This window comes from Glutamicibacter soli (assembly GCF_003309065.1).
Taxonomy (GTDB): Bacteria; Actinomycetota; Actinomycetes; order Actinomycetales; family Micrococcaceae; genus Glutamicibacter; species Glutamicibacter soli.
The window spans coordinates 244,582-267,627 of sequence record NZ_POAF01000006.1 but is presented as its reverse complement, the minus strand read 5'-3'; the positions used below and the strand labels follow the sequence as shown (position 1 = coordinate 267,627).

The 23,046-nt window shown below is 68.1% G+C and carries 26 protein-coding genes; 9 read left to right on the top strand and 17 right to left on the bottom strand.

Annotation, left to right across the window (positions count from 1 at the left end):
• Window positions 1-24: 24 nt before the first annotated feature.
• The 7 genes from C1H84_RS18555 to modA all read right to left on the bottom strand — a co-directional run bounded on the left by C1H84_RS18555 (window position 25) and on the right by modA (window position 6,989).
• Window positions 25-222: a DUF3021 family protein gene (locus tag C1H84_RS18555; protein WP_244910910.1), complete on the bottom strand. Its 198-nt coding sequence runs from the start codon at window positions 220-222 to the stop codon at window positions 25-27.
• 559 nt (window positions 223-781) lie between these two features.
• Complete coding sequence (locus C1H84_RS13720; protein WP_047117989.1) at window positions 782-2,233, bottom strand: HNH endonuclease; 1,452 nt, start codon at window positions 2,231-2,233, stop codon at window positions 782-784.
• Window positions 2,234-2,505: 272 nt separating this feature from the next.
• Window positions 2,506-3,372, bottom strand: coding sequence for an NTP transferase domain-containing protein (locus tag C1H84_RS13715; protein ID WP_113607681.1), 867 nt, complete (start codon window positions 3,370-3,372; stop codon window positions 2,506-2,508).
• The gene (locus tag C1H84_RS13710; protein ID WP_113607680.1) at window positions 3,369-4,628 is read right to left on the bottom strand and encodes a molybdopterin molybdotransferase MoeA; all 1,260 of its coding nucleotides are present in this window, start codon (window positions 4,626-4,628) and stop codon (window positions 3,369-3,371) included. Before C1H84_RS13710 ends, C1H84_RS13715 begins: the two co-directional genes overlap by 4 nt.
• Window positions 4,618-5,376, bottom strand: coding sequence for an ATP-binding cassette domain-containing protein (locus C1H84_RS13705; protein ID WP_113607679.1), 759 nt, complete (start codon window positions 5,374-5,376; stop codon window positions 4,618-4,620). Before C1H84_RS13705 ends, C1H84_RS13710 begins: the two co-directional genes overlap by 11 nt.
• 13 nt (window positions 5,377-5,389) lie before the next feature.
• Window positions 5,390-6,196: an ABC transporter permease gene (locus C1H84_RS13700; RefSeq protein ID WP_113607678.1), complete on the bottom strand. Its 807-nt coding sequence runs from the start codon at window positions 6,194-6,196 to the stop codon at window positions 5,390-5,392.
• Complete coding sequence (gene modA, locus C1H84_RS13695) at window positions 6,189-6,989, bottom strand: molybdate ABC transporter substrate-binding protein (protein WP_113607677.1); 801 nt, start codon at window positions 6,987-6,989, stop codon at window positions 6,189-6,191. Before modA ends, C1H84_RS13700 begins: the two co-directional genes overlap by 8 nt.
• Window positions 6,990-7,133: 144 nt before the next feature.
• On the opposite strand from modA, the gene moaA reads away from it, so the two are divergent.
• A complete protein-coding gene (moaA, locus tag C1H84_RS13690) occupies window positions 7,134-8,174 on the top strand; it encodes a GTP 3',8-cyclase MoaA (RefSeq protein WP_053797325.1) in 1,041 nt (346 codons plus the stop codon).
• Window positions 8,175-8,214: 40 nt separating this feature from the next.
• Here moaA and C1H84_RS13685 read toward each other — a convergent pair whose 3' ends face one another.
• The gene (locus C1H84_RS13685) at window positions 8,215-9,069 is read right to left on the bottom strand and encodes a hypothetical protein (RefSeq protein ID WP_146956086.1); all 855 of its coding nucleotides are present in this window, start codon (window positions 9,067-9,069) and stop codon (window positions 8,215-8,217) included.
• Between the two features lie 88 nt (window positions 9,070-9,157).
• The gene (locus tag C1H84_RS13680; RefSeq protein ID WP_231736006.1) at window positions 9,158-9,706 is read right to left on the bottom strand and encodes a DinB family protein; all 549 of its coding nucleotides are present in this window, start codon (window positions 9,704-9,706) and stop codon (window positions 9,158-9,160) included.
• Between the two features lie 90 nt (window positions 9,707-9,796).
• On the opposite strand from C1H84_RS13680, the gene C1H84_RS13675 reads away from it, so the two are divergent.
• Entirely contained in the window at window positions 9,797-10,753 is a 957-nt protein-coding gene (locus tag C1H84_RS13675; protein WP_113607675.1) for a helix-turn-helix transcriptional regulator, read from the top strand.
• 245 nt (window positions 10,754-10,998) lie between these two features.
• Here the strand turns inward: C1H84_RS13675 and C1H84_RS13670 are convergent, their stop codons facing one another.
• On the bottom strand, window positions 10,999-11,406 hold the full coding sequence (locus C1H84_RS13670; RefSeq protein ID WP_047117996.1) for a molybdenum cofactor biosynthesis protein MoaE: 408 nt from the start codon (window positions 11,404-11,406) through the stop codon (window positions 10,999-11,001).
• Window positions 11,403-12,569, bottom strand: coding sequence for a ThiF family adenylyltransferase (locus C1H84_RS13665; protein ID WP_113607674.1), 1,167 nt, complete (start codon window positions 12,567-12,569; stop codon window positions 11,403-11,405). The genes C1H84_RS13670 and C1H84_RS13665 overlap by 4 nt, the downstream gene beginning before the upstream one ends.
• A 53-nt stretch (window positions 12,570-12,622) precedes the next feature.
• Between C1H84_RS13665 and C1H84_RS13660 the strand changes: the two genes are divergently transcribed.
• The 4 genes from C1H84_RS13660 to C1H84_RS13645 are packed head-to-tail and all read left to right on the top strand — an operon-like array spanning window position 12,623 to window position 15,075.
• Window positions 12,623-12,874, top strand: a complete 252-nt coding sequence (locus C1H84_RS13660; protein ID WP_047117998.1) for a MoaD/ThiS family protein — start codon at window positions 12,623-12,625, stop codon at window positions 12,872-12,874.
• Between the two features lie 3 nt (window positions 12,875-12,877).
• Window positions 12,878-14,110, top strand: coding sequence for a molybdopterin molybdotransferase MoeA (locus C1H84_RS13655; protein WP_113607673.1), 1,233 nt, complete (start codon window positions 12,878-12,880; stop codon window positions 14,108-14,110).
• The gene (moaC, locus tag C1H84_RS13650) at window positions 14,103-14,585 is read left to right on the top strand and encodes a cyclic pyranopterin monophosphate synthase MoaC (RefSeq protein ID WP_113607672.1); all 483 of its coding nucleotides are present in this window, start codon (window positions 14,103-14,105) and stop codon (window positions 14,583-14,585) included. Before C1H84_RS13655 ends, moaC begins: the two co-directional genes overlap by 8 nt.
• Window positions 14,572-15,075: a MogA/MoaB family molybdenum cofactor biosynthesis protein gene (locus C1H84_RS13645; RefSeq protein ID WP_113607671.1), complete on the top strand. Its 504-nt coding sequence runs from the start codon at window positions 14,572-14,574 to the stop codon at window positions 15,073-15,075. Before moaC ends, C1H84_RS13645 begins: the two co-directional genes overlap by 14 nt.
• A gap of 52 nt (window positions 15,076-15,127) precedes the next feature.
• Here the strand turns inward: C1H84_RS13645 and C1H84_RS13640 are convergent, their stop codons facing one another.
• The gene (locus C1H84_RS13640) at window positions 15,128-16,333 is read right to left on the bottom strand and encodes a glycerophosphodiester phosphodiesterase family protein (RefSeq protein ID WP_113607670.1); all 1,206 of its coding nucleotides are present in this window, start codon (window positions 16,331-16,333) and stop codon (window positions 15,128-15,130) included.
• A 343-nt stretch (window positions 16,334-16,676) separates the two neighbouring features.
• On the opposite strand from C1H84_RS13640, the gene C1H84_RS13635 reads away from it, so the two are divergent.
• From C1H84_RS13635 to C1H84_RS13625, 3 genes are all read left to right on the top strand, one after another.
• Window positions 16,677-18,188 carry an APC family permease gene (locus C1H84_RS13635; RefSeq protein WP_113607669.1) on the top strand — a complete coding sequence of 504 codons (1,512 nt, stop codon included), beginning with the start codon at window positions 16,677-16,679 and terminating at the stop codon, window positions 18,186-18,188.
• Between the two features lie 82 nt (window positions 18,189-18,270).
• On the top strand, window positions 18,271-19,494 hold the full coding sequence (locus C1H84_RS13630) for a saccharopine dehydrogenase family protein (RefSeq protein WP_113607668.1): 1,224 nt from the start codon (window positions 18,271-18,273) through the stop codon (window positions 19,492-19,494).
• 35 nt (window positions 19,495-19,529) lie between these two features.
• Complete coding sequence (locus C1H84_RS13625) at window positions 19,530-20,081, top strand: TetR/AcrR family transcriptional regulator (protein ID WP_113607667.1); 552 nt, start codon at window positions 19,530-19,532, stop codon at window positions 20,079-20,081.
• Here C1H84_RS13625 and C1H84_RS13620 read toward each other — a convergent pair.
• From C1H84_RS13620 to C1H84_RS13600, 5 genes are all read right to left on the bottom strand, one after another.
• Window positions 20,046-20,369 carry a hypothetical protein gene (locus C1H84_RS13620; RefSeq protein WP_113607666.1) on the bottom strand — a complete coding sequence of 108 codons (324 nt, stop codon included), beginning with the start codon at window positions 20,367-20,369 and terminating at the stop codon, window positions 20,046-20,048. The two genes, C1H84_RS13625 and C1H84_RS13620, sit on opposite strands and share 36 nt — an antisense overlap.
• 66 nt (window positions 20,370-20,435) lie before the next feature.
• Complete coding sequence (locus C1H84_RS13615; RefSeq protein ID WP_113607665.1) at window positions 20,436-20,708, bottom strand: hypothetical protein; 273 nt, start codon at window positions 20,706-20,708, stop codon at window positions 20,436-20,438.
• A gap of 119 nt (window positions 20,709-20,827) precedes the next feature.
• Window positions 20,828-21,610, bottom strand: a complete 783-nt coding sequence (locus tag C1H84_RS13610; RefSeq protein ID WP_113607664.1) for an IclR family transcriptional regulator domain-containing protein — start codon at window positions 21,608-21,610, stop codon at window positions 20,828-20,830.
• Window positions 21,611-21,703: 93 nt separating this feature from the next.
• The gene (locus tag C1H84_RS13605) at window positions 21,704-22,354 is read right to left on the bottom strand and encodes a 3-oxoacid CoA-transferase subunit B (protein ID WP_047118007.1); all 651 of its coding nucleotides are present in this window, start codon (window positions 22,352-22,354) and stop codon (window positions 21,704-21,706) included.
• Window positions 22,354-23,025 carry a 3-oxoacid CoA-transferase subunit A gene (locus C1H84_RS13600; protein ID WP_113607663.1) on the bottom strand — a complete coding sequence of 224 codons (672 nt, stop codon included), beginning with the start codon at window positions 23,023-23,025 and terminating at the stop codon, window positions 22,354-22,356. The genes C1H84_RS13605 and C1H84_RS13600 overlap by 1 nt, the downstream gene beginning before the upstream one ends.
• Between the last annotated feature and the right edge of the window lie 21 nt (window positions 23,026-23,046).

The window sequence follows — 23,046 nt, the reverse complement described above, 5'->3', positions numbered from 1 at the left end:
CACAAATGCTTAAAACGTTGTGGATCAGCTACTCACCTGCTTGAAGGAGAACCTGGGCTGCAGCACTCCGAAAATCAGATAGAACAGAAGCCACAAGGCCGCGCCGACCATGAGGAATATGCCGGGCACCTGCAGATAGTCCATGGCGTTGCCCAAGGCGAACCAGCCGCTGAGATACATCGCGGGCAGCACCGTGACCAATATGATCCCGAAATGGATCACTGACTGCGTCTGGAGCTTCCACGCCTTGACTTGGTAGACCGTCGGCGCGCCGCTGACGGCCCCACGATCATGCCGAGGGCGAAGGTGCTCCGGGCATTTGCGGCATCTCCTTGGAGAAGTAGAGCCACCCCTATTATTGCCATGACGATGAGCGTGATACCTGCAAGGCTGAGGCGTAATGGCTCCATGGCTCCATGGCTCCATGGCTCCATGGCTCCATGGCTCCATGGCTCCATGGCTCCATGGCTCCATGGCTCCATGGCTCCATGGCTCCATGGCTCCATGGCTCCATGGCTCCATGGCTCCAGCCTAGGACACCAGGGAAATTTATTCTACGAATTTGAGGATCTCGCTTCGGTGCGATCCATCTGTGTGTGATGGATCCACCGGACCACTGCGTCATCCTCAGACGGCGGCATTTGCTGTACTGCGAATTCGAGTGGCCGTTTTTCGCACGCGCGCGTGGTGGGCAGGCTCCAGCCCCGGAATAGGGGGTAGGGGCCTGCCCACAGGGCATAGCGTCCATGCCGTCATGCCAGCGTGGCGGGTTGGTGGTGGGTTAGTAGATGGTGATGCCGTCGGGATCGGGTGGCGGGTATTTCACCGGGACCGGCGGGATGAGGTGTTCCCCGTCGTAGAACATGCGGTTCAGCCGTCCCATTCCGGTGGTCGGCGGGCTGGAGGAAACGTATTCGACGCCGGAGGTGGGGCGGATGCGGATGCGGTGCGGGGCACTGGATTCGACTTCTTCTTCCCAGCCGGGCGCTTCCTTGGCGAGGTTGCAGCTGGCGCATTTGAAGGCGCCGTTGCCGAAGCTGGTGCGCCCACCCCTGGCGGCTTGGCGGACGTGGTCCAGGTGTTCGGGCTTGTTGGTGCAGTAGGGGGTGCGGCAGAACTGGTCGCGCAGCTGGATCAGGTGGCGCAGCTGGCCGCGGTAGCTGCGTTCGTGGGAGTCCATGGTGACCAGGTCCTGGGAGTTGGGGGCCATGAACAGGCGACGGAACATCGGGTAGGCGTGCACGCGGGCGGAGAAGTTCTCCTGGATGTGCTGGGGCGGGGTGGCACCGAAGGAGGCTTTAATGTCGGCGATGAGCTGGCGGGCGTATTCGGCCGGAATGCTGCCGTAGCCGGGCAGGCTGGCGGTGTCTGGGGTGCGCATGAACAGGGCCCGGTCGGTCATGACCAGGTTCACGTGCAAGGTGACCGGCAGGGGTTCATCGAGTTTGTGGCCGGTGATGGCGCGGGTGAACAAATCGGCGCGTAGTTGACTGCGCGAGCGGGGGTCGCCGGCAGCCAGGGCCTTGTCGACTTCGCGGGTGAGGAAGTCCTCCAGGGCCAACCCGATCTCAGGAGAGACTTTCCCGTTAATGTGCATGCAGTCCTTACCCTTGCGGATGCGCACGTAGCGTTCGGCGGTGGCGTGTTCGATCTCTTCGGTGCGTGGGGTTTCGCGCATGAGATCGACCGCTTTTTGGGCGGTGTCCTTGGCTTGGGTGGTGCTGGCGCCGTCGAACAGGTCGGGGTGCTGCTCGTAGAAGCGGTCGAATTCGCGGCGCTCGGCGGTGGTGGAATCGTCCAAGGGGGTCATGATGGCCAGAATCATCTCTTCGCCGAGGTGGCCATGTTCGAAGCGCGAGAAAAGGTAGGGCATGTCGGGGATGAGGTTGCGCATACGACGCAGGTAGACCAAGGAGCCTTGGGGTGTTTGGTGGCGGGCCAGGGCAATGGCGTGGGCGGTGCCGCGTTCGACGCTCAACGGGTGGTGCTCGGGGGTGGTGCCGGTCAGGGAGTCCAGGCGGGCGGCGGCGCGGGCCTGGATGGAGGCGTAGAAGGATTTGAACCGTTCGCATTGTTCCAGCACCCGCAGCTGCAGAGCGGGGTCGGTAGAGCCCAGGGCGGTGTTGATGAAGGTGGCATCCCAGGGGTCCAGACAGGGGTTTTGTTCGAAGGTCCCGGCTTTCCAGGGAGTGACTTCGAAGTAGTCTTCCTCTGCTTCGTATGAGTCGAACATACCTCCATTATATGACGGAATAACGGGAATGTGAAGACTTATTTTGACCTGAAAGCGCCCCGCATGTTATAGGTGTGGTTCGAAAGTTGGGACATAGTGTAGGTTGATGAGGCTGGGTGTGGGGGCGGTTGGTGGCGGGATGTGGACAACCACTCGGGCAACAGCAAACGCCCTCCGACCCTGCGGTGCAAAAGCAGCCCGGTGCCGGAGTGCGTTCAATGCCAATCGTCCAATGCCGGCCATCCACAGAAAAGCAGGTTGACTGGGTGGGCTTATTCGTCGGGGTGCTCGTCGGCCCAACGGTGCGCGCGCTCGATGAGCTGGGCGGAGAGCCCGGCGAGATCACCCTTACCGCTGCCGACGGCCAGACCGAGCAGGAAGGTGCTCAGCGGGGCGGCCGGACGGGCGACCTCGTGGGCGACGTGCTTGGCGGCGTCGAGCACGGTGGCGATGTCCACGGCGGAGGCGTCGAGCTCCAGCTCCGCGGCGGCCGCGGTCAGCCAGGCCTCCAGGGCCTCGGGCGGCAGGTACTGTCCCATAGTGTTCCTCTCCTTCTGGCGGGCGCGCTCCAGCGCCTGCGGGGTATCGATGTCGCTGCTGGTGTCGTTGTCCACCGGCAGCTGCTGCAGGTCCAGTTCGCCCAGCACCCGGCGCACCGGCGCGTTGGCGACCCCGTCCCCCAGGGCGGTGCAGGCCGTGCGCAGGGCCTGGGTGCGGTAGATCCCGGCGAGCCACTGGATGCGGCCGTCCGCATCGCGCAGCAGCGCGCCGTCGCCGGCCGAGCCTTCCGCCAGGGCGGCGGCGTGCGCGGCGGCCAACGCGGAGGCCACTGCGGCCGGGCGCTGCAGGTCGCAGGCCAGCACCATGGTCCACGGCGCGGTGAGCTCGGGCAGGCCGGCGGCGATGGCCGCCAGCGGTCCGGAAAAGGGCGGGTCCTCGCGCAGCACCGCGTCGGCCAGGGTGCCGGCGGTGGCCGGGCCGATGACCACCACGCGCGAGGCGCCGGCGCGGCGGGCGGCGTCCACCGCGCGGTCCACCAGCCGGCGCCCGTGCAGCAGTAGCCCTGCCTTGTCGGCCCCGCCCAGCCGCGAGCCGCGCCCGCCGGCCAGCACCAGCGCCTGGAACTGCCCGGCGCTCACGGCTGCAGCCTGAGCACGTCGACGGTGTCGCCCGGGCGGACTTGGGAAGTGTCCGGGCCGATCAGCGCGTAGCCCTGCGCGGCGCCGAAGCCGCCGACCGAGTGGGAGATGCTGGCGGCGTCCACGGCCGGGGCGCAGCCGCCGTGCTCGTCGAACACCACCGGCAGCGCCTGCAGCCGGCCCGGCGGGGATTTCCAGCCACGCAGCACGGTGCTGCGCAGCACCGGGCGGCGCAGGGATGCATGGCTCTGCAGGGCGCGCAGGGCGGGGCGGACGAACAGCTCGAAGCCGACCGCGGCGCTGACCGGGTTGCCGGGCAGCGCGAACACCAACGCGCCGGCGCGCAGCCGGCCCACGCACTGCGGGGCGCCGGGTCGCAGGGCCAGACGCACCGCGCGCACCTCAGGCTCCTGCTCGAGGACCTGGCGCATGACGTCGTATTCGCCCGGGCCCACCCCTCCGGTGGAGATCACCGCGTCATGCTGCGCGCCCAGCGCGTCCAGCCGCTGGCGGACCAGCCCGGGATCGTCGGGACAGTGCTCGACGGTGGCCGCCGGCAGCCCGGATTCGGCCAGCAGGCCTGCCAGCAGCAGCGAGTTGGACTCCGGGATCTGCCCGCGGGACAGCGCGCTGCCCGGGGTGCGCAGTTCCGCGCCGGTGACCAGCACCGCGATCTTCGGGGCGGGGCGCACCAGCAGGGCTGCGGCCCCGGCGGCGGCCAGCGCGGAGAGGCGGGCGGCGGTCAACGGTTCCCCGGCCAGCGCGACCGGGGCGCCGGCGGCGCGGTCCTCCCCCGCCCGGCGCACGTCGCGCCCGGGCTGCACGGCGGTGTTGATGCGCACCGTGCCGGGGTGGAAGCCGCTGGTGTCCTCCACGCGCACCACCGCATCCGCGCTGCTGGGCAGCGGGGCGCCGGTCATGATGCGCACGGTCTGCCCGGGACCCAGCACCGGGTCGGCCCCGCTGCCGGCCGGCACCACGCCGAGCACCTGGAGGTCCACCGGGGCCTGCGCGGTGTCCGCGGCGCGCACCGCGTAGCCGTCCATCGCGGAGTTCTCCCACAGCGGCAGCGGGTGCGCGGCGGCGACATCCTGCGCCAGCACGGCTCCGTGCAGGGCGGCGAAGTCCCCCGGCTCGGCCAACGAGAGCTGCACCGGCGGCAGCGGGCGGACCAGCTGGAGCACCGCGCGCAGGTGCTCTTCGGGCGGGACCGGGGCGGCGCCTGGGCCTGCGCCGGAACGGGAATCAGGCGCCATCGATGGCCTCCTTGAGCTGTGCGGGGGCGCCGGCCGGCAGCGTGGCGACGACGGCGCGCATGAAGCGGGTGGCCGGCGCGGCGAAGACCTGCGCCACCGGCCCGTGGTGGGTGGCGGCTCCGCGTTCGAGCACCAGCAGCTGGTCGGCGAGCGCCTGAGCGTCGGCCGCGGCGTGGGAGACGATGACCGCGCTGATGCCGGTGCGCTGCAGCTGTTCGCGCACCAGCAGGCGCATGTCCACGGCGGCTTCCACGTCCAGCGAGGCGAAAGGCTCGTCGATCAGCAGCACCCGCGGCTCGGCGGCCAGCGCGCGGGCCAGGGCGATGCGCTGGCGTTGGCCCCCGGACAGGGCGGCGGGGCGCTGCCCGGCGATCTCCCCCAGGCCCAGGCGCGTGAGCCAGCGGGCCGCCTCGCGGGCGGCGGCGGCCTTGTCCATGCCGCCGGCCCGCGCCCCGAAGGCGATGTTCTTCGCCGCGTCAAGGTGCGGGAACAGGTGCGGATCCTGCCCCAACAGGCCGATCTGCCGGCGGTGCGGGGGCACGTGGGTGCGGGCGTCGGCCAGCACCGCGCCGTCCAGCTCGATCCGCCCGGCGCCCAGCTTCTGGATGCCTGCCAGCGCGTGCACGATCGTCGACTTGCCGGCGCCGCTGGGGCCCATGAGCGCCAGCACCTGGCCGGACTCCACGGTGAATTCGGCGCGCACGGTGAAGCCGGTGCGCGGGATCTCCAGCCGGGCGGTGAGCGTCATTTCAGCGCCCCGTTCATTTAAGGGCTCCTGGCCGCCAGGCGCGCACGCAGACCAGCACCAGCACCGCGGCGCCAAGCAGCAGCAGGGACAGCGCCACGGCGGCGTCGCGCCCGTCGCCGGCCCCGTTGAACGCGGTGTAGATGGCCAGCGGCATGGTCTGGGTGATGCCCGGGGCGTTGCCCGCGAACAGCGCGGTCGCGCCGAATTCGCCGATGGCCCGCGCGAAGCACAGGATCACCCCGGCGACCAGGCCCGGGGCGGCCAGCGGCAGGGTGATGCGGGTGAGCACCATCCACCGCCCGGCGCCCAGGGTCGCGGCGGCCTGCTCGTACCCGGTGCCCAGCGAGCGCAGCGAGCCCTCCACCGAGAGCACCAGGAAGGGCAGCGCGACGAAGCTCTGCGCGATCACCACCGCGGCGGTGGAAAACGGCAGCGTGACCCCCCAGACGGAGTCGATGAACTGCCCGATGGGGCTGGTGCGCCCGAACAGGAACAGCAGCGCCACGCCCCCGACCATCGGCGGCAGCACCAGCGGCACCGCCACCAGGGCGCGCAGCAGCTGGGCGAGCTTCGGGCCGCTGCGGGCCATGAGCACCGCCAGCGGCACCCCCAGCAGCACGCACACCACGGTGGCCGCGGCACCGGTGCGCAGGGAAAGCCACAGCGCGTCCAGCGCGGCGGGGCTGGTCACGTCGGTGAGGAAGGTGTCCCAGCCGGCGCGGCCCACCAGCGCCACCAGCGGCATGACCAGCAGGGCGATGCCCAGCAGCGCCGGGGCGATGGCCAGCCCCGGGGCGCGCACCCCGGTGTCGCTAGCCATCGGCGCCCGCCGAGGCGCTGCCGAAACCGTGGTCCTTGAGGATCTGCTGGCCCTCGAGGCCCAGCACGAAGTCCACGAAGTCTTGGGCGCCGGGCTGTTCGCCCAGCGCGGTGATCGGGTAGGAGTTCACGACCTGCTCGGCTCCCGCGGGCACGATGGATTCCACTGCATCTTCGCCGGCCACGTCGGTGGCGTAGACCAGGCCCGCGTCCGCCTCCCCGGCGATGACCTTCTGCAGCACCGCGGTGACGTTCTGCTCCTGGCTCGCGGCCTTCACCTCAACCCCCTGGTTCTGCAGCAGCGTGGCGGAGGCCGAGCCGCACGGCACCTGCGGGGCGCACAGCACGGTGGTCGCCCCGGCCAGGTCCGCCAGGGACTTGACCTTGCCCGGGTTGCCCTTCGGCACCGCGATGACCAGGGTGTTGGTCGCGAAGATGACCGGGTCGCCGCCCAGCCCGGCGTCGGTCACCACTGCCATGTTCTTCTCGTCGGCCGAGGCGATCACGTCCACCGGGGCGCCCTCGACGATCTGGGTGGCCAGCGTGGAGGAGCCGTCGTAGGCGATGGTGGAGATCGCGGTCTCGGGGTGCGCGGCGGTGAACTCCTTGGCGATCTCGTCGAAGGAGCGCTGCAGCGAGGCGGCGGCGGAGATGGTCAGCGTGCTGGTGGGCGCCGCGGTGGCCACTGCGTCGCCATCCTGAGAGCCCGGCTGGCCCGCGCATCCGGCCAGCGCCAGGGTCCCGGCGGCCAGCAGGGCGAGGGCGCGAAGTGCGGCGGGCGGCGAAAGGCGCATGGGGTTCCTTAGAAGTGGCGGACGGTTCTCTCCTGTCTGCCATGCTACAACCGCCAAGGCCGCTGACGGGAGCAAGGTGACCGCCGGTGAGCTGGAACTTTCGCGCCTCTTCGCAGCGGCCGGGCAAGGGGCTACGCTGGTAGGATGAAGGCACAACCTGCGGCAGCGCTGCTCGACGCACGCTCCCGGCCGCTGCACGACCTGCGGATCTCGGTCACCGACCGCTGCAACTTCCGCTGCGTGTACTGCATGCCCAAGGAGATCTTCGGGCGCGATTTCGCCTTCCGCGAGCGCTCCGAGCTGCTCAGCTTCGAGGAGATCGAACGCCTCGCCCGCGTGGCGGTGTCCCTGGGGGTGCACAAGCTGCGGCTGACCGGCGGCGAGCCGCTGCTGCGCCGCGGCATCGTCGACCTGGTGGGCATGCTTTCGAAGCTGGCGACCCCGGAGGGCAAGCCGGTGGACCTGGCGATGACCACCAACGGCTCCGCGCTGCCGGTGATGGCGCAGCAGCTGAAGGCCGCCGGGCTGCGGCGCGTGACCATCTCGCTGGACTCGCTGGACGATGCGCGCTTCAAGGCGATCAACGACGTGAACTTCCCGGTCTCCCGGGTGCTGCAGGCCATCGACGCGGCCGAGCAGGCAGGGCTGGGCCCGGTCAAGGTCAACACCGTGCTCAAGCGCGGGGTCAACGACGACGAGATCCTGTCCCTGGCCGAGCACTTCCGCAGCTCCGGGCAGATCCTGCGCTTCATCGAGTTCATGGACGTGGGCACCACCAACGGCTGGAAGCTGGATGCGGTGGTCCCCTCCAGCGAGGTCGTCTCGCGCATCAACGAGCGCTGGGCGCTGGAACCTGTGGTCAAGACCGAGCCCGGGGAAACAGCGAACCGCTGGCGCTACGCGGACGGGGCCGGGGAGATCGGCGTGATCTCGAGTGTCACCAACGCGTTCTGCGGGAACTGCTCGCGCGCCCGGGTCTCCGCCGAGGGACAGCTGTACACCTGCCTGTTCGCCGGCTCCGGGTACGACCTGCGCGCGCTGCTGCGCGGCGGGGCCGATGACGCGGAACTGGCCCGGGCATTGACCGGTCGCTGGCGCCAGCGCGACGACAACTACTCGGAGCTGCGCGCCGCGCTCACCCCTGGCAACCGCAAGCGCATCGAGATGTCCTACATCGGCGGGTAGCTAGCTTGGAAGTTGCCCGCTGTGGGCGCCAAGCAATTCGTCAATTGAACGAATCCTCCGAGTCGGGAAGGCTCGGGTGATAGGCGACCTTGAACCGCTCCGACCAATCAGCGGGACGGTGGGGCCAAGCCTCGACCAGCCATTTCGGCGGCTTGTCTGCGAAATCGATGAAGATGCTCTCCGCCCTCAAATCCCATAGTGAGGAGCCGGCGTCCAACAGCTTGACGCCGTTCAGGTACAAGTGCTGGAAAGGCCGAGTCTGCGACGCTTCGACGAGGCCCCTCACCGAATTGGCCCAGCGGATGCTGACGCTGGGAGGCCATCCATTTTCCGGCGGGTAGGCCTTGAACGCTCCTGCCTGATCGATGTTGAGCTCCTGAAGTCCAGAGACTTCGTTCCACGCCGCAGGGCAGTCGGACTTTCGGGTCCGGAACAATGTCAGTTCCCGAAGGTCCGCACGCACGTCGAGCAATATGTCGATGGTGGAGCCGTCGACTTCCAGGGCATTGAGTCGCGGTGCGCCCACCAGATTCTCGGTCATTCCCGGAAAATATCCGGTGGACAGCCTACGCAGTCGAAGATCCGAAACCTCAATTCGCTCCGAGACGACGACTTCGCCATGCGGCGCCGCACTCAGGAATTCCAGATTCTCCAGTGCTTCAAGTCCCGACAGGTCGGCAACGGCTGTTCCGCGGGCGTCGGATTCGTCCAACTCCACGGTGAGGGCCCCGACCTCGGGGCAAGCCGCAGCGAGTTCCTCGATGAAATAACCATTTTGGGGAAGCGAGCGGACACGAACATGAACCAGCTTTTTCTTGATGCCCGAGCCCAAAAGAATTTGTTCCTTCTGAGTGTTCCAAATCAGACCGCTGGCGGATTCGGTTCGGACGGACATTTAGACCCCTTGTGACTTTGGCTCAGCCATAAATGGCCAGAATAAGGCTCAATTATCCTTGTCCGCTCGCCGAACCGTAAGTACCGTCTTAGCCCATGGACTTCTGGCCGTCCAGGGACTCGCGGATGATGTCCGCATGCCCGGCGTGCTGGGTGGTCTCCGCGATGATGTGCAGCAGCGTGCGGCGTACGGACCAGTGGGTGTCCACGAACCACGGAGCCTTGGGCAGCTCGTGCGTGGCGTCCAGATCGATGTCAGCCAGCAGCGCATCGGTTTCTGCGGCGATCTGAGCGTAGCTTTCCAGCAGCCCTTCAAGTGTCTCGCCGGGCTGCATGGTGAATTCGACGGCGAAGGCTTCCCACTGTTCCGGCGTCGGATTGCTGAAGTCCATCCCGTCCCAATTCATGGCCGCCTTGCCCTTGACCATGAACTGTTGCCACTGGCGCTCCACCGCGCTCACGTGCTTGACCAATCCGCCGAGGGTCAGTTCGCTGACGGTGGTGCGGGTTGTGGCCTGCTCGTCGGTCAGGTTCTGGGCGGTGAAACGCAGGAAGTGGCGGGCGTTGGCCAGGGCTTGGTGCAGGTCGGCGCGCTCTCCGGTGAGCGTGGTTTCGGTGGCCTTCATGGTGGTGCTCATGGTCTTGCTCCTCGTTCTTGATGTGCTGATAAATCCACGATAGGAGCCATAAGTGCCAGTTTCTGTCCTAAATAGAGGCAGAATATTTTTATGAGTACCAGCCAACGATCCCTGCGCCTGCTCTCGCTTTTGCAGACCCGGCGCTACTGGTCCGGCGAGGAGCTGGCGCAGCGCCTGGAGGTCTCGCTGCGTACCCTGCGCCGCGACGTGGACCAGCTGCGCGAACTGGGCTACCCGGTGCAGGCCGAACGCGGTGTGGGCGGCGGCTACCAGCTGGCCGCCGGTGCGGCGCTGCCTCCGCTGGTGCTCGACGACGAGGAAGCGGTGGCACTGGTCGTCGGCCTGCAGTCGATAATCCACGGAGGCGAGGATGCGCTGGCCGATGCGGGGCTGCGCGCTCTGTCCAAGGTGGTTCCGGTGCTCCCGGCCAAACTTCGGCAGCGGGCCCAGGCGCTGGCCGCGAGCACCGTCCCGCTTGACTCGCAGCATTCCACCCCGGAACCGGTGGATCCGCAGGTGCTGGTGGTATTCGCCCAGGGATGCCGCGACCGCGAACGTATTGCCTTCGACTACCGCGATGCACGGGGCAATGCCAGTTCACGACGAGTGGAGCCGGCCAAACTGGTCAACGTAGGCAACCGCTATTACTTGGTGGCCTACGACCTGGACCGTGCTGATTGGCGCAGCTTCCGGGTGGATCGGGCGGAAAATGCCGAGCCTCGGGCGCTACGCTTCGCACCCCGGGAAATCCCGGGCGGCGATGCGGCGCAGTTCGTCCGCGCCGGACTGCGCGGAGCCGGAAACCTGCGGGTCAGCGCCCGGGTGCATGCCAGAGCGGACGAGCTGGAGTCGCGGATCGGCAGGTGGTTCGAGATTCAGCAGCTTGATGAGCACAGCTGTTTGGTACGGGCCGAGGACTCGGACCTGCGCTGGGTGGCGTTCGGTCTGGCGCTATGCGAGGCGAAGATCAGCGAGGTGCAACCTGCAGAACTGCGCGAGCTGCTGAATGGTTGGTCCTCAAGACTGCTGCAGGGTTCTGAAACGTAGACAGATGTCTTGGTTGACGCTAACCCGGCTCGTCGCACCTCCGGAGGACTGCCGGGCCTACTTTCGAGCGCTACTGCCCTCAACTCTTCAATTATGCCAAGTTGATTCGACCGGTGTGCACATGTCGTGCCCCATGCGTACGTCCTGCATACGTCGACCGAGCGCGGTCCATTACCTTCCTGAATCGAACACCCGAACTAGGCGAAGTTAATAATCTTCGAAGGGTTGCGCATCTAGCGGCGAGCCTACAGGCCCACCCATTCAGAAGACCCGGAAGCAAAATGCTGGCGCTTCCAAATCGGTACCTCCGCCTTGATGCGTTCCACCAGGTTCTCGATCGCGTCAAAGGCTTCCTTGCGGTGCGAGGCGGCGCTGGCCGCGATGAGCGCGGCATCCCCGATGGTCAAAGGGCCGACACGGTGCACCGCGGCAAGCCTCAGGCCGGTGCGCGCTTCTTCTTCGGCAATGATGTTCTCTAGGAACTTCTGGGCTTCGGGATGGTGAGAGTAGTCCAGGGAATTCACCGACTTCCCGCCGTCGTGGTTGCGGATGATGCCATGGAACATGACCACGGCGCCCGCGGTGTCGCTGAGCACGGCAGCCTGCACGGCGGCTTCATCGATAACGTCCTCGGTGATCAGCGCGTAGCTCAATCCATTCCTCTTTTCGAGACGGTCAGTTCGGGCGCGAGCGCGGCCACCGCCGGTACTCCCCCGGGCACGTAGCGGGTCGTGATGCCCCGACGCGCCAACAGCTGGGCGGCGCGGATGGCACGCGGTCCCTTGGCACAGTATATGGTCAGTTCTTCGGGCAGTTGTGGCAAGTCCTGCCCCGCGTCCACCGCAGCTTCCAGCTGTGGCAGCGGCAGGAAGATCGATCCGGGGATGCTCAGCTCCTCGCGCTCGTCCTGGTTCCGCACGTCCAGGAGCACCGGAGGGTTCTGGGAATGCAGGGCGGCAACCAGGTCTTCGGGAGCCATCTGCGCCGGTTCCTGCAGCCCGCCCGCGCAGAACAGTTCGTAGTCGATCAGCCTGGTCACCGGTGTCGCGGCAGGATCCCGCGAGTACTCCAAGGTGCGGGTGTTGGCACCCAGCGCGTCGTAGACCAGCACCCGGCCCACCAGCGGCGCGCCGATACCGGTGATCAGCTTCAGGGCTTCGGTCGCCAGCAGCGAGCCGATGGTGCCGCACAGTCCCGGCAGCACGCCCCCGGTGGCGCAGTCGGCCACGGTGCCCGGGGCCGGAGGAACGGGGAACAAGTCCCGGTAGCCCGGGCCGTGCTCATGCCAGGCGACGGAGACCTGCCCGTGGTGCTGCAGGATGGAGCCCCAGACCAGCGGGATGCCGGTCAGCTGGGCTGCATCATTGCTCAGGTAGCGGGTCGGGAAGTTGTCGCTGCCGTCGATCACCAGGTCGTAGCCGGAGAAGATTTCCAATGCGTTCCGGGAAGTCAGCCGCAAGTTGTGCTCGATGATCCGCACGCCAGGATCCAGCGCCCGCGCGGCGGCGGCCAGCGAGGCGGTCTTGGGCAGCCCGATGTTCGCGGTGGTGTGGGTGATCTGGCGGTGCAGGTTGGACAGTTCCACCACGTCGTCATCCACGATGCCCACGGTGCCAACCCCGGCTCCGACGACGTACGGGATGCTGGCGCTGCCCAGTCCCCCGGCGCCGATTACCAGCACGCGGGCGGCGGCCAGGCGGCGCTGGGCAACGGGCCCGAATCCGGGCAGGGCAAGCTGGCGTTGGGCCCGGGCCTGCTGCTCGTCGCTCAGCGCCGGGGCCGGGTCGACCAGGGGCTTAAACGCGCGATCACTCATAGTCGGATCCTACGCGCCCGGCCGCGCCGGATGATAGGCGATAGCATGAAGTCATGTCGCAGATTACGATACGCTACTTCGCCGCCGCGGCGGCCGCGGCGGGCACCGAGCAGGAGAGCTGGCCGCGCGCCGAGTCCCTGGCCCAGCTGCGGGCCGAACTGGTCGGCGCCTACGGCGATCCCATGGCCCAGGTCCTGCGCGCCGGAAGCTTCCTGATCAACGGGGTGGTGAGGCGCGATGACGGCGAGCTCGGCCCGGAAGGCGAGCTGACCGTGGACGTGCTGCCGCCCTTCGCCGGCGGATAAGCCATGGCCTGCACCCTGGATGGACACCGCGCGGAAATCGCCGCACTGCTGGTCCCGGCGATCGCGGCGCTGGGTTCCGAAACGCTGTCGGTCGAGGCCGCGGACCTGCCCGGACGGGTTGCCGCGGCCCAGCTGCCTGCACTGCTTCCCATCCCCGCCTTCACCAATTCCCAGATGGACGGGTATGCCGCCCGCAGCGCGGAGCTGTCAGGCGCCAGCAACGAGCACCCGGTCGTCCTGCCGCTGGGCTTCACCGCCGCGGCCGGGGATCGGCAGATCGAGCTGCTGCCCGGCACCGTCTCCCCGGTGATGACGGGGGCAGTGATCCCGGCCGGGGCTGACACCGTCGTTCCCGTGGAAGCCACCTCGGACGGCGTTTTCGGGCAGCTGGTGCGCGCCGGCGAAGGCGGGCCAACTGGCTCTGCGACCTTCACCGCACCGTCCGAGCCCGGGCGTTTCATCCGCCCCGTCGGCCAGGACCTGCAGGCAGGCGCACTGGTCGCCGAGGCCGGGGCGCGGCTGACCCCCACGCTGATCGGCGCGCTGGCGGCCAGCGGCGTGCGCGAGGTAGCGGTGCGCAGGAAGCTGCGGGTGCTGGTGTGCACCACCGGCAACGAACTGATGGGCGGAACCGCTCAGGCCGGACGGATCCCGGATTCGAACTCGCCCATGCTCGCCGCCGCGCTGCGCGGCTACGGCGCGCAGGTGGACACCCTGCGGCTGCCCGACGACGCGCAGGCACTGGGCCTCGCGCTGGAGGCGCAGGCCCGGCAGGTCGATCTCATCCTCACCGTGGGCGGCATCAGCGCCGGCGCCTACGAGGTGGTGCGCGAGGCGCTGGCCCCGCGCGGCGGCAGCTTCCACCACGTGGCGCTGCAGCCCGGGGGACCGCAGGGTTTCGCGCAGCTGGACGGCACCCCGGTGCTCTGCTTCCCGGGCAACCCGGTCAGCGCGCTGCTCTCGCTGGAACTGTTCCTCGCCCCGGCCCTGCGCCAGCTGGCCGCACTGCCCGAGCCGGTCCCCGAACCGTACGAACTGGCTGCGGAGGTTCACTCGCCTGCGGGCAAGCACCAGGTGCGCCGCGCGCTGCTGGAGCAGGGAAAGGTCCGGGTGCTGGATCCGGGATCGCACCTGGTCCACGACCTGGCCCGTGCGGACGCGCTGGTGCACATCCCGGTGGGAGTCGAGCAGCTGGCCGCCGGAACAACGATCGATGTTTGGAGAATGAATGTCTGAGAAACTCACCCACCTGCGCGAGGACGGCAGCGCCCACATGGTCGACGTCAGCGACAAGGCCGTGACCAAGCGCGTGGCCACCGCGCAGGCGCTGTTCACCACCCGCCCGGAGGTGGTGCAGATGCTGATGACCGGCAACCTGCCCAAGGGCGAGGCGCTGGGCACCGCGCGCATCGCCGGCATCATGGCCGCCAAGCGCACCTGGGAGCTGATCCCGCTGTGCCATCCGCTGCCGATCTCCAAGGTGTCGGTGGACTTCGAGGCGCAGGACTCCGCGGTGCTGGTGACCGCGCAGGTCACCACCAAGGGCGTGACCGGGGTGGAGATGGAGGCGCTGACCGCCGCCAGCGTCGCGGCGCTGACCTTGTACGACATGGTCAAGGCCGTGGACAAGCAGGCAGAGGTCACCGAGGTGAAGGTGCTGGCGAAGTCCGGCGGCAAGAGCGGGGACTGGGCCCGTGATGCAGGTGAGTAGGCGCGCCTCGGTCATCGTGGCCTCCACCAGCGCCGCGGCCGGGCGCGCCGCGGACACCACCGGACCGGTGCTCGCCGGCTGGCTGGCCGAGCGCGGCTTCACCGTGGCCGGCCCGCTGGTGGTCGCCGACGGGCAGCCCGTGCGCTTCGCGGTGGACGCGGAGATCGCCACCGGCGCCTCGGTGGTGCTGACCACCGGCGGCACCGGGGTCTCCCCCGATGACCAGACCCCTGAAATGGTCGCCCCGCTGCTGGACGTGCAGCTGCCTGGCATCATCGAGGCCGTCCGCCGCCGCGGCGAAAGCTCCACGCCCATGGCGGTGATCACCCGCGGGGTGGCCGGATTCGCCGGCCGCACGCTGGTGGTGACGCTGCCCGGCTCCTCGGGCGGGGTGGAGGACGGGCTGGCAGTGCTGGATCCGATCCTCGAGCACCTGCTGACGCAGCGTTCCGGTCCCCGCGCCGACGACGGGCACGGCCCGCGCCGCTAACGAGATGCAGGTCCCGGGTATTCGCCCGGGACCTGCTGCTTTCCGACCGCTCCTAGTTGGCGTAGGTGTCCATCAGCTTCGCCTTGGCGTTCCACAGCGCCAGCGAATCGCCGCCGTTGTTGAGCACCGCGACGCCGCCGTCCAGGTAGACCGCCTGCACGCCGTTGGTGCCCGGCCCCGGGTAGAGGCGCAGCTGCTCGCCCGGCTCCAGCTGGTAGCCGGCCGGAATGCGCATTACGTTGTTCGCCGCGTCGCGCACCAGGTAGCCCTCCAGGGACAGCGTGCGCCGCCCGGTGTTCTCCAGCACCACATGCTCCCCGGTTTCAGGCTGCAAGTCGTTGCCCGGCACGTCGTTCACCGATTCCGCGATCACCAGCCCGTCGTTGGACGGGAAGGGCTTGCGCCCGGACAGGTGGCGCGCCACCTGCTGCGGGAAGTCGCCGGTGATGCGCTCGACACCCAGATCCAGCGACTGCTCGGCGGCCTCGGTCGAGTTCACCGTGTAGACCCCGAGCTGAAGTCCGGCGTCCTTCACGCGCTGCGCGCCGGAGGCATCCAGCGTGCGGTAGCTGGTGCCGAAGGAGTCGGCGAACTGCGCGTAGCTTTCAAGGGTCGCGGCGTCCGGCACGCTTCCGGCCAGCTGCTGCAGCGGCACCTCGGGAGCCAGCTGGGCGAAGGTCCGGTTCGAGGCGGCATCGAAGCCGAGCACCTCGATCCGGTCCTGCTCCAGCAGCCGCGACCAGCCCTTGTCCTCGGCGAGTGCGTCGGCGACCAGCTGCTCCACCCCCGGGGACTTCGCCGGGGACTTGATTTCGATGTAGACGCCGGTGGTGCCGGCCAGGGCTCCGGGCACGCTGTCGAAGTGCGGGATCTTCTCGCCGGCGAAGGCCGCGGAGAAATAGGATCCGGCATCCAGCTGCTGCAGCTCCTCCCAGGTGAAGGAGGTGATCGGGTCGTTTTCCCGGCCCGGGAACACGTCCTTGGCGTTGGTGGTCCGGTTCGGGGTTTCGTCGTGGAAGATGAAGGGCACGCCGTCCTTGCTCAATTGGACGTCGATCTCGATGTAGTCGGCGCCCGACTGGCTGCCGGCCTTGATGGCGGACAGGGTGTTCTCGGGGGCCACGCCGGCCGCCCCGCGGTGGCCGATGAGGGTGGCGTCCTGCGCCGAGTGGTCCACCGGAGCCGCCGCCGCTGGAACCGCGATGCCTGCTGCCATGCCCAGAGCCAGGGTGCCGAGTGCGAGAGGTCGCAACGTCATGGGTTTGTTCCTCCTGTAGGTCTCCTTGATGCCGTCAACTGTGCCGAAGTCCGGCAAAGGACCAGCCACGGAGGAATTAACGCTGGATGAGAATCGAGGAAACACTTGATTCATCCTGAGGTCGAAGGGACCGCCGCGCCGCCGGATCCGCAGCCCGCGGAAACACCGCACCGGGAAGGTTTCCTTGAACGATTCAAAGTAACCCCGCCCACACCCGGTGGTGCAGCGCGTCACCCGGGAGTGTAACTTGACTCACTTCCCCGAAGTTGGCAGGATATAGCAGACCAACCAGTTGGTTGGTTAAATTTCAGGCTTGACGTATTTCCCGGGAGGACTTCCACGTATGACGACGACGCAGCAGCACACGAGCAGACCCCCGAAGCTGACCAGCAAGGGGCTTGCGGCGGGAAAGCTCGGGCTGATGCAGTCCACCGTCATCGGCCTGGCCTCCACCGCGCCGCTGTACTCGCTGGCCGCGACCCTGGGCTTCATCGTCATGGCCGCCGGGGCGCAGACCCCTGCGGCGCTGATCGTCGCGTTCATCCCGATGTGCCTGACCGCCTTCGCCTACCGCGAGCTGAACACCGCGATCCCCGACAGCGGCACCGCCTTCACCTGGGCTGCCAAGGCCTTCGGCCCGAAAACCGGCTGGATGGCAGGCTGGGCGGTGATGGTCGCCGGCGTGATCGTGATGTCCAGCCAGACCGAGGTCGCTTCCAAGTACCTGTTGCTGCTCATCGGCGACGGCTCGATCGCCGACTCCAAGGTGCTGGTCACCGCGTTCGGCGCGCTGATCATCATCGCCATGACGTGGATTTCCTACCGCGACGTGGAAACCGGCGCGGTCACCCAGTACCTGCTGATGGCCCTGCAGTACGCGGCGATCATCGCCTTCTGCATCGGGCTGTACTTCGCGATCCAGACCATGCCGGAACTGGGCCTGAAGTTCTCCTGGGACTGGTTCAACCCCTTCGCCACCGACAACCCTGCAGGCTTCGTGCAGGGTGTGCTGATCGCGATCTTCATCTACTGGGGCTGGGACACCTGCCTGGCGCTGGCCGAGGAAACCAAGAACCCGCGCACCACCCCGGGCCTGGCGGCACTGCTGTCCACCGCCATGCTGCTGGTGACCTACATCGGCATCACGGTGCTGACCATGATGTTCGCCGGCATCGACGACACCGGCAAGGGACTGGGCAACCCTGAAGGCGCGGACGACGTGTTCTTCGCGCTGCGCTTGGACGCCATGGGATCCTGGGGCTGGCTGCTCGTGCTTGCCGTGGCGATCTCCGCGTTGGCCACCTGCCAGACCACCATCCTTCCCACCGCCCGCGGCACCCTGTCCATGGGCGTCTACGGCGCGCTGCCCAAGCGCTTCGGCGTGGTCAACGAGGCCTTCAAGACCCCTGCATTCTCGACGCTGTTCACCGGCTCGGCCTCGCTGGTCTTCTACGTGGGCATGACCATCATCTCCGGCGACATCCTGGCCGACACCATCGAAAGCACCTCGCTGGCAGTGGCCCTGTACTACGCGATCACCTCCTTCGCCTGCATCTGGTACTTCCGCTCCTCGCTGACCGACTCGCTGCGCAACCTGTGCTTCCGCCTGGTCATGCCGCTGGTCGGCGGGCTGATGATGTCAGCGGTGTTCATCTACTCGGCCATCAGCATGCTCGACCCGGAATACGGCACCACCACCATCCTGGGCATCAGCGGCACCTTCGTGATGGGTGTCGGCTCGCTGGCCCTGGGCCTGGTGGTCATGGGACTGTGGGCGCTGCGCCCGGCGTCACGCGACTACTTCGCCGGCCGCTCGCTGAACCGCGACACCCCGGTACTGGTTCCGGAGCAGTAGGCGTCCCGAGAACTAGGCGCCCCTAGCCCCGTTACCCGAGCAACTTCCTCCACCCGGCTACTCCACCAAAGGAACACCTTCCATGCAGATCCTGATCATCGGCGCCGGCGGCGTCGGCTCCGCCGCGGCCCGCATCGCCTCCCGCCGCAGCTTCTTCGAGACGCTCACCATCGCCGACTACGACCCCGCCCGCCCGCAGCAGCTGATCGAGGCCATTGGCGACGCCCGCTACGCCGCCGCCCAGGTCGACGCGTCCTCCGAGGACTCGCTGGTGGAACTGATCCGTTCCACCGGGGCCACCCACGTGCTCAACGCCGTGGATCCGCGCTTCGTGATGCCGATCTTCAACGCCTGCAAAACCGCCGGGGTCACCTACCTGGACATGGCCATGAGCCTGTCCCAGCGCCACCCCGAACAGCCGTTCACCCAGACCCACATCAAGCTGGGCGACGAGCAATTCGCCGTGGCCGATGAATGGGAGCGCGACGGGCAACTGGCCTTGGTGGGCATCGGCGTGGAGCCGGGCCTGTCCAACGTGCTGGCCCGCTACGCGGCCGACGAGCTGTTCGAAACGATCGAGGAGCTCAGCGTGCGCGACGGCGCCAACCTGAGCGTTGAGGGCTACGAGTTCGCCCCGTCCTTCTCCATCTGGACCACCATCGAGGAATGCCTGAACCCGCCGGTGATGTTCGACAAGGCCAAGGGCGGCTGGTACACCACCGCGCCGTTTTCCGAGCCGATCCTCTTCGAGTTCCCGGAGGGCATCGGCGAAGTCGAATGCGTGAACGTGGAGCACGAGGAAGTCACCATGATGCCGCGCTGGCTTGACGCGCAGCGCGTGGACTTCAAGTACGGCCTGGGCAACGAATTCATCGAGGTGCTCAAGACCCTGAACAAGCTGGGCCTGGATTCCACCGACCCGGTCCCGGTGCGCGGCGTGCAGGTTTCCCCGCGCGACGTCGTCGCCGCCTGCCTGCCGGATCCCGCCACCCTGGGCCCGCTGATGAAGGGCAAGACCTGCGCCGGCGTGCTGGTCACCGGCACGCTGAAGGACGGGTCCACCGGCTCGCGCTACCTGTACCACGTGGCTGACAACGAGGACACCATGGCCCGCGACGACTCCCAGGCAGTGGTCTGGCAGACCGCGGTGAACCCGGTCATCGCCCTGGAGCTGCTGGCCAACGGCACCTGGTCAGGCGCCGGCGTGCTCGGCCCGGAGGCCTTCGAGGCCACCCCGTTCCTCGACCTGCTGGCTGCGGCCGAACCGGCGGGCTATGGCTCGCCGTGGGGTATCGTCGAAAAGTAAACTTGCAGCCCTGAGCCCCTGGAGAAACCGCGCCCATGAGCACCGCAACCAAGCAGGAGATCATCCTCGACGCCTACGTGGCGCTGCTCTACGAGCACGGCGCCCGCGAGGCAACGATCGATGCCACCGCCAAGCGCAGCGGCTTGTCCAAGGCGGGGCTGCTGCACCACTTCCGCTCGCGCCAGGCGCTGGACACCGAACTGGTGAGGCGCCTGAACGAGCTGATCGACGCGGACGTGGCGACGATGAGCGCGGATCCCGCGCAGGCGGTGCACTACTATTTCGCCTCTTCTATGGAGGAGGACTCGCCGCTCGAACGCATGGTCGTGGCTGCCACCCGGCTGGCCCAGCGCGGCAACGAGGATGCCTCCGCGGCGCTGCGCCGCGGGCGCGACCTCTGGTACCAGGTGCTCAACGACGCGCTGGGCGACCCGATGCTGGCCAAGCTGGCACTGCTGGCCGGCGACGGGGTCAGCTACCACCTGGACATCTCGCGCGGTCACCAGGACGGCTTCCTGACCGCCGACACCCTGCAGCAGCTGGTGAGGCAGCTACTGGCCTGCAGGCCGGCGGCCGAGACAGCTTGAGCGCGATCCTGCTCCTCGACGGACTTGCTTGTCTGCGGGCCCGCCCCTGGTCCAGTCGTAGCCGGAATCGGTGACGATGGTTTTCCACGGCCCATCGGGCACGTCCACCTCGTCCACGAAGCGCCAGGACACCCCCGCCTGCGTGCCGTTCAGCTCGGCGTCGTTGTGCTTGGTGCCCTTCGGACCGGTGCCGCCGTCGCCGAACACGTAGTCGAATTCGTCGTATTCGGCCGGGCCGGCGTCCTGCATCTGCGCGAAGCAGGTGTTCCCCTTGTACTGCAGTTGCACCCAGCGGTTCTTCTTGCAGGAGAACTCCCGATTCTCCAGGTCCCCGGCGTAACCCGGATCCTGCGCCTACGGGGTCTGCCCGCGCAGGGCGAAGGCGGCGACGTTGTTCACGTCGGCGAAGGGCAGGTCCAGGTAGAAGGGGGTCTGCTTCGGAGTCATGGAGCTGGGGAAGAAGCCGTTCTCCGCGCTGCGCGGCTCGGTCTGGCAGACGCCGTCCTCGATGACCCCGTTGCAGCCGCCGGAGCGCTCATACCGCCAGCCTTCGTAGGCGCTGATGACCTGGGAGCCGTCCGCGGCCTCGGGGTCGAAGACCGCCCCCACCCAGAAGGTCGTCGCCACCAGGCGCAGGTGCCAGGGATGCTTCCGGCCGCGCAGGCCGTCGCCGGTCGCCCGAGGCCCCGAGCTGGCGGCCGACAGCCTCCACCCCGGACAATGTGTCTTCGAACTCGGCGCGACTCCTATTTCCTGGCGGCCAGCGCCTGTTCCACCTGGGCGGCGGCGGCCGTCAGCTGCGGCAGGATCGCCTGCGCGGCCTCGGAGGCGTCAGCCGGTCCGGTCGGACCCACGCTCATGGACACGTTCATGGCCGCGGCCACGGTGCCGTCCGGGCGGTGCACCGGGACCGCGACCGAGCGCAGCCCCACCGACAGCTCCTGGTCCACCACGGCGAAGCCTTGGGCGCGGACCAGCGCCAGTTCGGCGCGTAGCGCGGCCGGATCGGTGATGGTATTCGGGGCCAGCGGACCCTGGATGCCGGCCAGCGCCGCCTCGATGGCCTGCTCGCCGGCGTGGGCCAGCAGCACACGCCCCATGGAGGTGTGGATGGCGGGGAACCTGGTGCCCACCGAGATGCCCACCCGCATGATGGAGCGGGTGTGCACGCGGGCCACGTACATGATCTCGCTGCCTTCCAGCACGGCGGCGGAGGCTGATTCGCCCACGGCGGCCGACAGGCTTTCGAGCACCGGCTCGATCAGCTGCGGCAGCGTGGCGCTGGAGAGGTAGGCGTAGCCTAGCTGCAGGACCTTGGAAGTCAGCTCGAAGTACTTGCCGTCCGAGCGGACATAGCCCAAATCCTGCAAAGTGAGCAGGAAGCGCCGGGCGGTGGCGCGGGACAGGCCGGTGCGGGCTGCCACCTCGGAGAGCGTCATGGAGGCGTGCTCCGCGTCGAAGCTGCTGATCACCTGCAGGCCGCGGGCCAGGGACTGCACACCGGCGGTGCCCGTGCTCTGCTCGCTCATCGGCCATCCTTTGAAATTCGTCGAAAAATACCAGCGGGGGCGCCCGCAACGGGCACCCCCACTAATCTACTTGGTCTGCCAAAGCCGATCCGCTTAGGCGCGCTCCAGCGTCACCGGGATGCGGGCTTCCAATTCCTCGAAGCTGACGCCGTGGGTGGAGCGTACGAACACCTTGGAATCGCGCAGCTCGAACACCGCAACCTCGGTGTAGATGCGCGAAACGCAGCCCAGCCCGGTGACCGGGTAGCTCAGCTCCTTGACTAGCTTGGATTCGCCGGCCTTGGTGAACAGGCTCATCATGACCCAGGTCTGCTTGGCACCGATAGCCAAATCCATGGCGCCGCCCACTGCGGGGATGGCGCCCTCGGCGCCGGTGTGCCAGTTGGCCAGGTCCCCTGCCTCGGAGATCTGGAAGGCGCCGAGCACGCAGACGTCCAGGTGCCCACCGCGCATCATCGCGAAGGAGTCCGCGTGGTGGAAGAAGCTGGCGCCGGGCAGCTCGGTGACAGGGATCTTGCCTGCGTTGATCAGATCCGGGTCGATGTCCTCTCCGGTGGCGACCGGGCCCATGCCCAGCATGCCGTTCTCGGTGTGCAGGGTGACGCCCTGGTCGGCGGTGAGGAAGTTCGAGACGTTGGTCGGCTGGCCGATGCCCAGGTTCACGAAGGCGCCGGCGGGGATGTCCGCGGCCACCTGTTGCGCCATTTCATCGCGGGTGAGTTTTTCTGGCGTGTACGTAGTCATTAGTTACTGCCTCCCAGCGCCACCACGGTGTCGACGTAGATTCCCGGGGTGATCACGTTTTCCGGATCGATGCCGCCGGCCGGCACGATTTCGTCCACCTGGACGATGGCCTGTGCGGCGGCGGTGGCCATGATGGGGCCGAAGTTGCGTGCGGTCTTGCGGTAGACCAGGTTGCCGAAGCTGTCCGCGCGCAGCGCCTTGATCAGCGCGAAGTCAGCGTGGATCGGCGATTCCAGCACGTAGCCGCGCCCGTCGATGACGCGGGTTTCCTTGCCCTCGGCCAGCAGCGTGCCGTAGCCGGTCGGAGTGAAGAAGCCGCCGATCCCGGCGCCGGCTGCGCGGATGCGCTCGGCCAGGTTGCCCTGCGGGACCAGTTCCAGCTCGATCTCCCCGGCGCGGTAGGCCTCATCGAAGTGCCAGGAGTCGGACTGGCGCGGGAAGGAGCAGATGATCTTCTTGACCCGGCGCTCCTTGATCAGCAGCGCCAGGCCGGCGTCGGCCTGTCCGGCGTTGTTGTTGACCACCGTGAGGTCGGTGGCGCCGCACTCCATGAGCGCGTCGATCAGTTCCATGGGCTGCCCGGCGTTGCCGAAGCCGCCGATCAGGACGGTGGAACCGTCGGTGATCTGCGCGACCGCGTCGGCCGCGCTGGTGGCGATGCGTGGTGCCATCTTTTTGCCTCTCTAGGTTCA